The organism is Chloroflexus sp. MS-G, from assembly GCF_000735195.1.
Classification (GTDB): Bacteria; Chloroflexota; Chloroflexia; order Chloroflexales; family Chloroflexaceae; genus Chloroflexus.
Genome location: NZ_JPIM01000116.1, coordinates 1 through 13,877, shown reverse-complemented (window position 1 = coordinate 13,877; position 13,877 = coordinate 1). Strand labels below are relative to the sequence as shown.

Sequence of the window (13,877 nt, the reverse complement as noted above, 5' to 3'; positions counted from 1 at the left end):
TTGTGGCAGTGGTGATAGCATGGGTTGCATTATTCGGGCGGTTGCATCCTCTTGGCGATGGGACGCCATATATTCCGCGTGGTCGCTACCTTTACTGGGCCATGCTGCCTACTACGTGGCTGCTGATAGTAGGCTGGCGACAGCTCTGGCCTGAGCAATGGCGACGGCTAACGCCGTACATCTTACTCGTTGCTGTTGCGATATTTGATCTCGCGGCGCTCCTAACATTGGTACGTTTCTACTATTGACGATTGTTGACGAAAAACGCCTTGTCTGCTACTATCATTGGCAGCTCGGGCTAAAAAACGGAGTTTGGAAGCATGGACGATGAAATCGATTTGAGACCATATCTGAGCGCTATACTTCAACGGTGGTGGATCATTCTCGGCACTGCCTTAGGTGTAGCTATTATCGCAGGCTTCATCACCTGGCTGCGAACCCCACCCTATACCGCCAGTACATCACTGCTAATTATAGCGGCAAGCACCCAGGTCACACTGGATAGCCGGTTTACCAGTCGCGATTCATTCCTGTTCACAACTACCGCGAATCAGCGTGAAGCATTACTTGGTCTGGCTCGTGATCCAACGCTGGAGGAGCGGGTAGCTACAATCCTCGCGGCTGAAGGAGGGCTACCGAATGATTACCAGTTGGGGGCTTTACGTGATCGGGTGACAATTGAAACGAATGGTGACTTAGTGCGGATCACTGCTCAAGCTGAAACTGCCGAAGCTGCCCGTCGCCTGGCGCTTTTGTGGGGGCAGGAATATACCCGCCTGGTCAATGAAACTTATACCCGGGATACCAGTTCAATCGAGCAGGTTGAACAACAACTGGCCGAAGCCCGTGAACGCTATAAGACGGCCCAGGCCGAACTAGAGGCATTTCTCGCCAGCGGGGAAATGGCCGTAGCTGAGCAAGAGGTACGTCGTCTTTCCGATCTGGTCAATAGTGCACGCTCATCCGGCACAGAACGTTTTTCCGATTATTTGCGGCGCAGTAATGATCTTGAACAAATTTTACGTGATGTACAATTGTTGCGTGCACGATTGATTGACCAACCCGACGATACGACCAATGTGGATGATGCGATTGCTGCGCTATTGCTCCGAATCCGAAATCTTAGTGCACAGGGAAGTGACCGTCCTATCTTGCAACTCGATAGCTCCTTGAGTAGTAAGTTGTCGGTAACGGTGGCCGATCTAGATCGACTAATGACGACCCTCAACGCTGAATATCGTGCAGTGCGTCAGGAAGCGGAGCGCCTCAGTGAACTACCACCCGCTGAGTTGAGTCCCGATTCGAGTCAGCTACTTTATGAACGACTGGCTGCCGCGCAAACTCGGCTCGAGCAGTTAAATGCTCGCCAACGCGAACTTTCTCGTAACCGTGATATTGCATTTAGTTTGATCGAGGTATTACTCCGGCGCATTGACGAGTTGCGGGTAGCAAATGCTGCTCCGCAGGTGTCGGTGCGATACCTCGGGACGGTTACCAATCCTGTAACCGCAATAGGTCGAACAGTGCTCACTCAGGCTGCAGTAGGTGCGCTGGCCGGCATTGTACTGACGGTGATGGTCATTGTGGTGCTTGAGGCGATGGCCGTGGCGCGGCGAAACACTGCATTAAACCCAAAACCGGCAGGAGATTAGTCTCCTTCTGTTTACCGTGTGCTGTATTTACGGGTATGGGGCGGGTTGGTAACCCGCCCTTTTAGATTGTTGACGATCAACGTCCTTGTGCTCCTGATACTCCAAGCCCTTGCCTTTGTACCAAGTGGGCGACTATTCCGCTTCATTGCCTGTACCTGCGGCTGCAATCTTCCCCTGTGCTACCAGTTCGCACATCGTTGTGATGTAGGGATGCAGGAAAGTGTCTTCAGCCACAAATGGCACGTGTTGACGTATCAGATTGTATACCGGTGCAGTACCGCGTCCCAATCGCGCATTGCTACCAAGTTCTTGCCGACGAAAGTCAATACCCTGGGCCGCAGCAAATAGTTCGAGCGCCAGAATCTGGCTGACATTGTCGAGAATGGTACGCAGTTTTAGCCCAGCCGTGACACCCATACTAACATGATCTTCGACGTTGGCCGATGTTGGGATGCTATCAACGCTGGCCGGATGGGCCAAGACTTTGTTTTCGGTTACCAGCGCTGCTGCAGTGTATTGCACGATCATAAATCCGGAATTGAGACCACCAGCGCGAGTCAGGAATGCCGGTAAGACGTGCGTGTTAGAAGCTTCATCGGTTAACCGCATTAAACGTCGTTCAGCGATATTCCCCAGTTCGGCGACCGCCAGACCGAGATAATCGAGAGCGATAGCCAGTGGCTCGCCATGAAAATTACCGCCAGAAATGATCTCGACGTTGCCTGTATCATCAACAAAGATCAGCGGGTTATCGGTAACGGCATTCAATTCAATATCAAACACCCAGCGTGCGTAGGCAATTGCATCGCGTACAGCACCGTGTACCTGGGGAATACAGCGGAGCGTGTACGCATCTTGCACATGGCGCGGATCGTTGTTACGCACGAATTCACTACCGGCCAGTAAACGACGGAGATGGGCAGCACATTCGATCTGCCGTGGAAAGGGACGCAAGGCGTGGAGCCGAGCGTCGAAGGCGGCGGGTGTGCCGTGAAGTGCCTCCAGGCTGAGACAGCCAGCAATGTCGGCAGTGGCACTCAGCAGCTCGGCGCGGCTGGTTTCAAGGACACCCAATGCGCACATCACGGCAGTACCGTTGGTTAAAGCTAATCCCTCTTTGGCAGCCAGTTCGAGCGGTGGCCAATGCAAGCGGGCTAATGCTGTTGCTGCCGGTAGTATTTCTCCCTGCCATTCGACCTCACCAAGCCCGATCAGAGGCAAGGCCATATGGGCAAGCGGTGCCAGATCACCACTCGCACCCAGCGAACCCTTGCAAGGGATGCGGGGATGCAGGCCGTGGTTAAGCATATCAATCAGGCGTTCGAGCGTTTGTAGTCGTACACCCGAATGTCCTCGCGCCAGTGTGTTGGCCCGGATAAGCATAATGGCACGGGTTGTAGGAATGTCAAAGACCGGTCCTACTCCCACGGCGTGGCTCACCAGGATGTTGTGTTGCAAGCGGCTGACCTGATCGAGTGCAATCACGCGATCCTTGAATGCACCAAAGCCCGTTGTGATACCGTAAGCGATAACTCCCTGCTCTAGTAAGGTCTGCACAGCCTGAGCGGCCCGTGCGACTCGCACTCTGGCTGCTGGCGCCAGGCTCACCTCCGGTGAGCCGGGTTTACCGTAAGCAACTGCTACCACTTGTTCGAGCGTCAGGCTTTCACCATCCAGAATGACTTCGTTTCCTTGCATAGTCCCTCTTCATAATGTCCTGGTACGTTGTTATTTCCCTGGGAGCACGGACTGCTGGCCCGCGTCCTATCGTGCATGGCTGCCATTTGACGCATCGGCACATCATCACCCCCGTTTGCAGAGAAAATCGGGGAAGCTGCATTCCCTCCTCGCCCTTTTGGGCAGGGAAGAGGTATACCGGACACACTGTGACACGAGTGCTGACACGTCTGAAAATCCCTGGTCTTCATCCTGCTGGTATCACAGGGTTGCAAACCCGTTCTCGCGACAACAATACAGGTCGTCAGCATCAGGACATCCGCTCATTCCAGACAACCTGCCCTCGCTTGATGACCTGTGCGACGGGAGCACCACCCAGCTCGTATACGAGCCAGCGGTAATCGTTCGCTGCCAGAATCAGCAGGTCAGCCTGCATGCCTGGCATGAGAGCACCGACTCTGCCACCTAAGCCAATGGCGTATGCTGCATTAACGGTCGTTGCCAAGAGTGCTTCTGCCGGTAGCATCCGCAGATAACGACAGGCAATGGCCATGGTAAGCGGCAACGACAGTGACGGCGCCGATCCGGGGTTGGCGTCAGTACTCAGCGCCACAGCAACTCCGGCATCGATCATCTGTCGAGCAGCGGCAAAATGCGTTGTGCCAAGATTGATCGAAACCAGCGGTAAGAGAACAGCGATCGTAGAACTGGCGGCCAGGGCCGAAAAGGCTGTCGTGCTGGTAACATCGAGATGATCGACCGAGGTGACATCTACTTCCAGGGCCATTGCCAGCCCACCCAGTTCGTTAAACTCATCGACGTGTGCCTTCCGTGGCAGACCGAGATCGCGGGCAGCCATGAGTACCCGCCGACTTTGGGGAACCGTAAATGCTCCACGCTCACAAAACACATCGACAAAAAGGGGGATGGCCTGGTCGGCAAATGACGAGCTGTGATACCAGCGCCGTGCCAGTGGCAACATCGTTTCGACAACTAGATCAACATAGCTATCGGCGCGATCAAGAAACTCCGGTGGTACCGCATGGGCAGCAAGAAAGGTCGGCACCAGTTCAATCGGTTGTAGAGCAGCGAGTTGTTCAATGACTGCCAGTTGGCGCAACTCGGTGTCGCATTCAAGACCGTACCCGGTCTTCACCTCAGCAGTGGTTGTGCCTAGACGCAGCATATGAGCCAGGCGGGGCAAGGTCTCTGCAACTAACGTCGCGGTCGAGGCCGCACGGGTTAGGCGTACCGTGCGGAGAATACCACCACCAGCAGCCATAATCTCTTGATACGTAGCTCCGGCACAGCGTTGCTCGAACTCGGTTATGCGTTCGCCAGCGTAAACAATGTGGGTATGGCAATCGATTAGACCAGGGCATACAGCCTGACCGGTAGCATCGATCTCTTGGCGGGCAGTGAAACGGCGCCGTAGCTCGTCGCTTGGTCCGACAGCGACAATCGCCGGGCCACGAATTGCCAGAGCACCTTGTGTGATGATACCAGCATCACGCATCGCAATACCCCGCCGGGGGCCGGGTGGCCCGGCACAGGTGACAATCTGGGATGCTGAGTGAATAAGAAGGTCACATTGTTCCATAGGTCGCTACTTTCAAACTGATCATGACGGTTCTGAAGGGAAGGACTGCCTGCATGGTGATGTTTTACCGGTTTGTTGCACCGCTGCATAGCAGAGATGTCTTGCTTCATCAACCGTCCTGAAACCACCGAGCTAACACGTCACAACCGGAGGAGGGTTCAGAACTCGCTCCTCCTGGTGCGATCTGTGCCCATCACTCGTCGTGCGACAACACATGAGTTTCCGTAATGTCGTGATTCGGCAGCATCGGTATATCGATACCGTGACGACGGGCAAACGCGATGGCTTCGGGATAACCCGCATCGGCATGACGCACAACACCCATACCTGGATCGGTTGTCAGAACACGCTCGATCCGGCGGGCAGCTTCAGGCGTACCATCGGCAACGATTACCTGTCCGGCATGGATGCTGTAACCGATACCCACACCACCACCGTGATGAATGCTCACCCACGTAGCACCGCCAACCGCATTGATCAGCGCATTGAGGAGTGGCCAATCGGCAATCGCGTCGGAGCCGTCGCGCATACCTTCTGTCTCGCGGTTAGGACTGGCAACCGATCCTGCATCAAGATGATCGCGACCGATCACAATCGGTGCTTTTACATCACCGCGAGCTACCAGTTCGTTCAAAAGCAAGCCAGCTTTAGCTCGTTCGCCATAGCCAAGCCAGCAGATCCGTGCCGGTAGACCCTGAAAAGCAACGTGATCGCGAGCGAGACGTAACCAGCGACCGAGGTGTTCGTCATCGGGAAAGAGATTGGCAATTGCACGGTCAGTAACATAGATGTCTTCAGGATCACCAGACAGGGCTATCCAGCGAAACGGTCCTTTCCCGGCGCAGAACAGAGGGCGGATATAAGCTGGCACAAAGCCCGGATAACTAAACGCATCACGTACACCGGCATCAAAAGCGCGCTGACGCAGGTTGTTTCCGTAGTCAAACACAATGCAACCGCGCCGTTGCCATTCGAGCAACGTTCGCACATGTTCGGCCATTGAGGCCATTGCCCGGCGATCGTACTCTGCCGGGTCACGCTCACGCAGTTCAGCCGCTTCTTCCAGTGATAATCCGGCGGGAATGTAGCCATAGCGAATATCATGGGCGCTGGTTTGGTCGGTTGCTACATCTGGCAGCACACCGCGCCGTAACATTTCAGGTAGTATCTCTGCTGCGTTTCCGATTAATGCAATCGATAATGGTCTTCCACTTGCCCGTGCTTCTTCAGCCCATGTCATCGCCTCTTCGAGATCGTCACTGAGTCGATCCACCTGCCGCAGCCGCAGACGGCGCTCGGCACGCCAGCGGTCAACCTCGATAGCAATCACAACTCCTTCATTAAGGGTCACCGCTAGCGGTTGTGCACCACCCATCTCGCCCAAACCGGCAGTAACCACCAATTTTCCACGTAGTGTTTCCCAACCCGCAGAACGGGCCAATGCTCCGAAGGTTTCGTAGGTTCCCTGTAAAATGCCCTGGGTACCGATGTAAATCCAGCTTCCTGCCGTCATTTGACCGTACATTGTCAGTCCGGCAGCTTCCCAGCGGTCAAAGTTTTCTTGGGTAGCCCAGGCCGGTACCAGATTGGAGTTGGCGATCAGCACACGTGGCGCATCAGGATGGGTGCGGAAGACGGCAACCGGTTTTCCCGACTGCACAAGCAGGGTCTCGTCTGGTTGCAGGCGACGCAGGGTGGCAAGAATTGCATCGAAGCATTCCCAGTTGCGAGCTGCCCGGCCACGTCCACCATAGACGATCAGGTGCGTCGGATCAAATGCAACGTCGGGATCAAGGTTGTTCTGGATCATGCGGTAAGCAGCTTCGATCTGCCAGTTGGCACAATGAAGTGTTGTCCCACGAGGAGCACGAATCGTGCGGTTCATCACGTACCTCCTTGTACAATGATGGCGTTCGTTGCCAATATGCCGTTATGGTAACGCTGAATAAAGCTCTCAGCAAGTGAAGCGCGACAATGCCTTACAGGTCTTCGTTAGCTCCGCCGCGCCAACGTCGCGGCATACTGTCGAAACACACGTTGCACCTCTGGCCCAGAACACGCCGGGCCGTGACCAAAACAGAGGGTGGAAAAACGGTAGGTTGCGAGGCGAGCAAGGCTGGCTGCGTTTGCCGTCTCATCTTCGAGCACCGGTGGCATATGCAGTCGTCTCCCGCGATGGACAGCAGCATCGGCAACAAAGAGTGTCTGCTGTGCTGGCCAGTACAATGCGATCTGACCAGTACTGTGACCGGGTATATGAACGGCAATCAAGCCACCGGCAAAGGGGATCATAGTGCCATCAGTGACGTGCTGATCAACTTGAGCCGGTGTGATGGTTTGGGGGATGATCATTGCTGCCAATTTGGCAGCGAGCCAGTTGAACCAACCAGGAGCGTTGTGGATGGTTGGCCGTAGTGCTCTGCCGTGCCTGACTTCTTCGGCATCGAGGGGATGCATCCAGACGGTTGCATTGCTTAGGGTTTGGAGGGTAGCTAAGTTGCCGGCGTGATCAATGTGATGGTGGGTCACAATGATGTGCCGTATATCGGCTGATGTCCGGCCCAGCGCCGACAGGCCGGCCAATACACCAATACCTCGATCAGGGTAGCCGGTATCAATCAGAGTGACACCTTCGGCGGTAAGCAAGAAGAAAACATTCACCGAACTGAGGGGCATCGACAGGCGTAATTCGTACAGACCAGGTACGATGAGGCGTGGCGCAGACATAGGCGTTCCTGTTGATAAAACGACCATTTGGAAAAAAATACTCCCGTTCTCTGAGCGGGTGGGCCGCTGTCTCGTGCACAACTGGCACCCTGAATACCGCATCGTTATTGCGATCAGGCACGACACACGACCTATGCCGTTCATGATTGCACCGCTGCGCCAGGGATACACCAACATCGTCGAATACGATCTGACGGGATATCCGTGTGATCGATTTCTGATGACGGCGGTATCATATGTCGGGGGCAACATCACCTGGGGCGCGGCAATACCGCACCCCTACGATTTGGACTGTGATGCCCATCAGTGCGTGCACGTGGTCGCGGATCGTGGCGTTTTCGGATAGAAACCAATCACCGGCGGAGACCGTGCCACGACCTTCATCGCTGCAAAGCTGTCTCGGCCACGCGCTAATAGTTCTCTTGTAGCCACTTCCGCCAACCAGCGTCAAATTCTTCGTAGCTGATGCCAAAGGCTTTCTGGAGCGCTTTATCGTAAAATTCGATCCCCGTTCCCGGCGTATCCCGCACCGCAGCCGCGAAGCGCCAGAAGCCATCAAGGCCACCCTGCGTTTCGACGATATATGCCACCAGCGAGTAGGCAAATCCGTAGGCCAGGCTCCGATCCACTTCGAGCGTGGTCATGTGATCCATATCTTGCGGACGGATGCCGCCATTGGGGTCGACGAGCGGAATAATACGTCCCATCCGCACGGCGGCACTCACCGCGTTGCGGCGCGGATTATTTGCGACGTATTCGGCCAGACCCTCACTCATCCAGTCAGTGATGCGGTATTCTTGTGCAAAGGCTCGTGTATAGGCCCAGTGGGTTAATTCGTGGACAATGGTGCTATAGAGTTCCCCTTCCCAACCAACGTTGGGGTCGTAAGAGCCAAAGGCATATGAGAAGGGGGCGAAGATGTCTACCCGATCATTACGCGGACGTGAGCCAGCCGAGTACCAGGCTAGTGAATTCGGATTGACTGGTGGTGAAATTCCGAAGATTGGTCGTATATAGACATTGAATTTGTTTTCAGGGGTACGACCTAGCGTATCGATGACCTGCTGTCGGGCACGCACGACCATGTCTTCAATAATCGTATTGACCTCTGCGGCCCATTCGTAAGTGTTGAGCGTAAAATATTCGTTCTCGATTCTAATTTTCTGACCGAGTTGCTCTTCGGTCGGTTCACTCATCACCCATCGCCCATCGTCCATTTGCCGGAAGAGGATGTCGCGGCGGTAGCCTCCATCATCGATAGCCACCTGCCAGAACCCGTGTTCACGGGGTTTGACTTCCAAGACACGCATTCGCCCAAAGCGACTGCCGGCAAACGATGATTCCTGAAACGTTTTGAAGCGTTCTTCGACGAGACGCCGGAAAGGAGCGTTTGTCTGATCAACAACCGAGCGTAAGAGTTCGATGTTATTCTTGTTGTACGCTTCAACGTACCCGTCGAGCGCCTGCTGGATGCCAGCGGTAGCTATCTCCGGAGTGACGTCGGTGCCTACCGATGGCTGGGTGGTAGGAACGGCTGCAGTTGCCGCCGACGCCGGTACCGTGGTGGGGACGACTTGAGTTGCGATCGGCGTCTGTACTGTCTGGTTGGTACATGCAGTCAGGATAAAAGTGAGGATGAATATGATCCAGCCAATTCTACGCATAACAGACCTCGTTTGTCGATAGCTTATCGGTACTACGCTTATTGTACCGCGCTTTGTGTTGTTTAGGAATATTATGATCGAGTGGTGGATTGGGTAGGGTGCAGCGGTATTGTGCCCCCTATCAGTTCGATGACGGTTAGCATTTCAGTGCTGCTGCGCCCTCTCCATTACCTGTGTGTGGAATGCCTATGGATCAAGCCCTTATCAATTGGCTTCGTTCATCAGAAGGAATGGCGGTGCTGGCCGATCTCGCCGAGCGCGATCTTGACGAGAGGAATATTCTGGCCGAATTGACGCGGCTGCGACGGTTGTTACCTGCTGAACGGGCACGGGTAGCAGTTGAACAAGCTCTGTTGCGCCGACGCGCCATAACCAAATTTCCGCAGGCCAACCGGATGCTGTTTACCCGTGATGCGCTTGAACAGGCTTCAGCGACCGTGATTGCCACCCATCGTGCCAACCGCATGGTCAGTGTCGGTCACGTAGCCGATCTCGGTTGTGGGATCGGCGGCGACACGATTGCGCTGGCTACTGCCGGTGCACGAGTAATTGCGGTCGAACGTGATCCGATCCGTCTGGCGTTAGCGCGATACAATGTCGATGTGCTTGGGCTTGGTTCACGAGTGGTCTTTGTCGAACGCGATCTGATGCGTGAACCACCTCCGTCGGCGGCTGCACTCTTTTGCGATCCGGCTCGACGTAGCGAAGGACGACGAGTGTTTGATCCTGAAGCCTTTCAGCCACCGTTATCGCATATCTTGAGCTGGCAGCGTTATACATCGGCACTGGTGGTTAAGCTGGCGCCAGGGATCGATCCAACTGTGTTGCCGACCGATGCCGAAATTGAGTTTGTTTCCCTCGATGGTGAATTGAAGGAGGCAGTACTCTGGGCCGGGCCATTTATGACTACGACCCGGCGGGCGACGGTGCTGCGGAGCGATGGATCATGGGCAACTATGGTTGCCTCACCATCACCACCTCCCACGCTCAGTCCGCCGCTAACAGTCCTCTACGAACCCGATCCAGCAGTCATCAGAGCCGGTCTGGTCACTCTTTTAGCTGCACAGCTCGGTGCTCATCAACTTGCACCCGATATTGCCTATCTCACGGCTGAAACGGCGACCCCAACCCCATTTGCCCGCTCTTGGCCGATTATCACCTGGCTCCCCTTTCAACTGAAACGGTTACGGGCACTAGTCCGTGAACTTGATGGCGGTCTAGTGACGGTGAAAAAGCGCGGTTCACCGCTTGACACCAATGCACTGGCTCGTCAACTTCGCGGTACCGGTCAACGTTCACTGGTGGTCGTACTGACCCATACGCCGACCGGCCCGATTGCAGTGATCTGTAGCGCAGATTGGGCAGATATGGTAACGTAGAGGGTATGTATGCACGTGTGTCTGGACCGCACACTTCTATTCCCTCGCAACGTAGGTGGCTGGCCTGTGTCTCAGCAAAGTGGGTGAAGCTATCACACACCGTATCCGCATACGGGGCGGAAGTGATCGTTGAGGCGAGTTGGGAGTCCGCACCTACCGGTGTAGGGCTGGGGATGATGAACGAGAGGTGCTATTCGCTTGGGCAGCGCGAGTAATCGGGAAGAAGACGAAGGGGAATGGCAGCAGGGAACCGCTAGCAGAGGTGACTTGTCAGCAGGTAAGAAACTGACAGGTTGTCTCTACCTGTAGGGAGGAAAAGGCAACATGTTCGTTCACCCTGATCGGACGTTGTCGGGAATCCTCCTAGAAATCTGTCGAAATGGACCTTCCACGTACTGTCAGGTATCGGGGATTGATCATTTTGATCGTCATCAATTTTATGATGTACGCTGGCTTTTTTATGGTCATTCCCCTAGTGTCGGTGCATTACGTACAGACGTTAGGGTTTGCGGCAGTGACGGTTGGGCTGGCGCTAGCATTGCGCCAGCTCGTGCAGCAGGGAGTGAGTGTTGGTGGCGGAGTACTCGCTGACCGTTTCGGTGGTCGTGGCTTGATCACCGCTGGTGTTCTAATACGTGCGGTTGGTTTTGCCTGTCTGGCCTTTGCCGATACGCCACTCTTACTCTTTGGGGCAATGCTGCTTTCAGCGCTTGGGGGTGCGCTCTTCGAGGCGCCGAGTCGGGCCGGTATCGCAGCGTTGACAACTGAAGATGAGCGGGCGCGTGCCTACTCAATCAATGGCGTCGGTGGTGGATTGGGAATGGTTAGTGGTCCCTTCCTCGGTGCATTTCTGCTGGAATACGGCTTCAGTACGGTAGCACTAGCTGCTGCCGCTTGTTTTACGCTCATCGGAGGAATAACGCTGCTCTTACCACCGATAGAGACGGCAACTGACCGTTCGCGGCTAGGCTTTGGACTTAGTCTGGCACTCCGTGATCGACCCTTCCTCGCTTTTACCACGCTGCTTATGGGATTCTGGTTTATGTGGGTGCAATTGACCATCAGCCTGCCACTGATCGGTGAACGGCTGGCGAACGCTGCTGAAGCCGTGCGCTGGATCTATGGGGTCAATGCCGGGATGACGGTTGTGTTGCAGTTGCCGGTCATTGGTATTGTAGAGCGCTGGCTTCGTCCGTTGCATATGCTAATCACCGGTATTGTGTTAATGGCATTAGGGCTGGGGATGGTTGCGATTGCCGCCTCGTTTCCCTTCTTGATAGGCTGTGTGGCTATCTTTACTGTTGGTACGCTGCTGGCAACACCAGCTCAGCAAAGCGTTACTGCCAGCCTGGCCGATAAACGTGCACTTGGCTCATACTTCGGGGTGAATGCGCTGGCGCTGGCAGTTGGCGGGGGGCTAGGCAACTTGAGCGGCGGCTTGTTGATCGATCTGGCAATCACTCTTCATGTGCCAGTATTACCCTGGCTGTCGTTCGCGTTTGTTGGTCTCATCAGTGCTGTCGGGTTGACCATTCTTGGTACTTACTTGCAAGCACGGCCAGCAACCACCCATCTAGTTGGTGGTCACCAACAGTAGGGATTCTTAGCGCTTTTTCGCTGCCGGGGTATTGCGATGGAGGAGTAAGGTAGAGGAGTGAGAGGTGAGAGGGATAGAAAGACCTCCAAAATGTTAGCTGTGCGTGCGGAGAAGCGTAGCTTCTTGCTCCCAACGGTAGTCTGCTCTACGCCCTGCTGGTGCGCCGATCATGTGCATCACCGCTGCTATTTCCTGTTTTCTCTCTTGTGCCTATCGGCGTGCAGTAGGGGCAGGTTCCAAACCTGCCCCCGATCGCGTTCATGCGCCTGCCGGTGCCTTCTAGAGGCATTCCATACAATGCGGGCCGGAGGCCCGCGCACCCAGGTGTGAGCGAGAGGGATGGTTTCCCAATCTTATCTCACCCACCACCTTCCTCTTCCACGGGGGAGAAGAATGAAACACCACAGCGGACAGGTATCACTGACACCGATCCCGTTTGCAGATCAACCCCCTTCCCCCCACGCTTGCAGAGGGTAAGTGAGGGGTAGGCGCTCTGTGCAAGTGAGAGCGCTGAGAACGTTGAAAAGCCCTAAATAATAGTGGTACACTTGGCAGAAGACGCCATCTACACCCTATGCAGTGTAAAAAGAAAGGAACTAACCGTGCCTAACAACCGTTTTGCCTTCTTCAACGGTGAAATTGTCCCTATCGAGCAAGCGCAGGTGAGTGTGATGACCAATGCGCTCAATTACGGTACCGGCTGTTTTGAGGGTATTCGTGGCTATTGGAACGCTGATCATCAACAGCTCTACGTCTTTTGTCTACGCGAACACATGGAGCGACTACACCGCTCAGCCCGCATTTTGATGATGAAGTTGCCCTACAGCGTTGATGAGCTGTGTCAGATTACTATTGAACTCCTGCGACGGGAGGAGTTCCGTGAAGATGTGTACATTCGGCCCCTGCTCTACAAGAGTGATCCGGCGATTGCCGTGCAGTTACACGGTCTGACCGATAGTTTCACAATGTTTGCGGTTGGATTCGGGCAATACCTGGCTGGCTCAGCAATTAAGGCTTGTGTCTCATCATGGCGACGGATCGACGATAACATTATTCCGTCACGGGCCAAGGCTTGTGGTGCGTACCTCAATTCGGCGTTGGCGAAGAGCGAGGCGTTACTCAACGGCTATGATGAAGCGATTGTGCTGAGTAATGATGGTCATGTGGCTGAAGCATCGGCAGCCAATCTGTTTATCGTGCGGAATGGCGTATTGATAACGCCGCCAACGAGTGGTGATATTCTGGAAGGGATTACTCGCCAGGTTGTTATGGAGCTGGCGCGTAATCAGTTAGGCATTCCGGTTCGGGAAGCACCCATCGACCGTACCGAACTTTACGTGGCCGACGAGGCGTTCTTCTGCGGTACCGGCGCTGAGATTAAGCCGATTATCGAGATTGATCGGCGTCCAGTTGGCAGTGGGACGGTTGGCCCAATTGGTATGATGCTGGTCAACTTGTATGCCGATGTGGTGCGTGGGCGGGTGAAGAAGTATCAGCACTGGTGTACACCGGTGTATTAGAGATCTGTGCTGCGGAGGATGCCTGGCGGCCCTCACCTTCCCCCCCCCAACCCCCCTTCCT

Annotated in this window: 9 protein-coding genes and 1 pseudogene; 5 read left to right on the top strand and 5 right to left on the bottom strand. The window is 54.9% G+C overall.

The features are described from left to right. Both JE47_RS21840 and JE47_RS0116645 read left to right on the top strand, forming a co-directional pair. Positions 1-248, top strand: a pseudogene (locus JE47_RS21840) (glycosyltransferase family 39 protein); the annotation flags it as partial. 72 nt (positions 249-320) lie between these two features. Next, positions 321-1,652, top strand: coding sequence for a Wzz/FepE/Etk N-terminal domain-containing protein (locus JE47_RS0116645; protein ID WP_031460839.1), 1,332 nt, complete (start codon positions 321-323; stop codon positions 1,650-1,652). A 132-nt stretch (positions 1,653-1,784) separates the two neighbouring features. On the opposite strand, the gene hutH is transcribed toward JE47_RS0116645, so the two are convergent. From hutH to JE47_RS0116615, 5 genes are all read right to left on the bottom strand, one after another. Next, entirely contained in the window at positions 1,785-3,350 is a 1,566-nt protein-coding gene (hutH, locus tag JE47_RS0116640; RefSeq protein ID WP_031460838.1) for a histidine ammonia-lyase, read from the bottom strand. 289 nt (positions 3,351-3,639) lie between these two features. Continuing rightward, the gene (gene hutI / locus JE47_RS0116635) at positions 3,640-4,929 is read right to left on the bottom strand and encodes an imidazolonepropionase (RefSeq protein ID WP_031460837.1); all 1,290 of its coding nucleotides are present in this window, start codon (positions 4,927-4,929) and stop codon (positions 3,640-3,642) included. Positions 4,930-5,122: 193 nt separating this feature from the next. Continuing rightward, positions 5,123-6,814, bottom strand: coding sequence for a urocanate hydratase (hutU, locus tag JE47_RS0116630; RefSeq protein WP_051871189.1), 1,692 nt, complete (start codon positions 6,812-6,814; stop codon positions 5,123-5,125). Positions 6,815-6,921: 107 nt separating this feature from the next. Then, entirely contained in the window at positions 6,922-7,656 is a 735-nt protein-coding gene (locus tag JE47_RS0116625) for an MBL fold metallo-hydrolase (RefSeq protein ID WP_031460835.1), read from the bottom strand. Between the two features lie 410 nt (positions 7,657-8,066). After that, a complete protein-coding gene (locus JE47_RS0116615; RefSeq protein ID WP_031460833.1) occupies positions 8,067-9,320 on the bottom strand; it encodes a hypothetical protein in 1,254 nt (417 codons plus the stop codon). Positions 9,321-9,508: 188 nt separating this feature from the next. Here JE47_RS0116615 and JE47_RS0116610 point away from each other — a divergent pair, with 188 nt between their 5' ends. From JE47_RS0116610 to JE47_RS0116600, 3 genes are all read left to right on the top strand, one after another. Next, a complete protein-coding gene (locus tag JE47_RS0116610) occupies positions 9,509-10,699 on the top strand; it encodes a class I SAM-dependent methyltransferase (RefSeq protein WP_031460832.1) in 1,191 nt (396 codons plus the stop codon). A 379-nt stretch (positions 10,700-11,078) separates the two neighbouring features. Next, positions 11,079-12,296 carry an MFS transporter gene (locus JE47_RS0116605; protein ID WP_031460831.1) on the top strand — a complete coding sequence of 406 codons (1,218 nt, stop codon included), beginning with the start codon at positions 11,079-11,081 and terminating at the stop codon, positions 12,294-12,296. Between the two features lie 602 nt (positions 12,297-12,898). Next, positions 12,899-13,816: a branched-chain amino acid transaminase gene (locus tag JE47_RS0116600; protein ID WP_031460830.1), complete on the top strand. Its 918-nt coding sequence runs from the start codon at positions 12,899-12,901 to the stop codon at positions 13,814-13,816. Positions 13,817-13,877 lie beyond the last annotated feature (61 nt).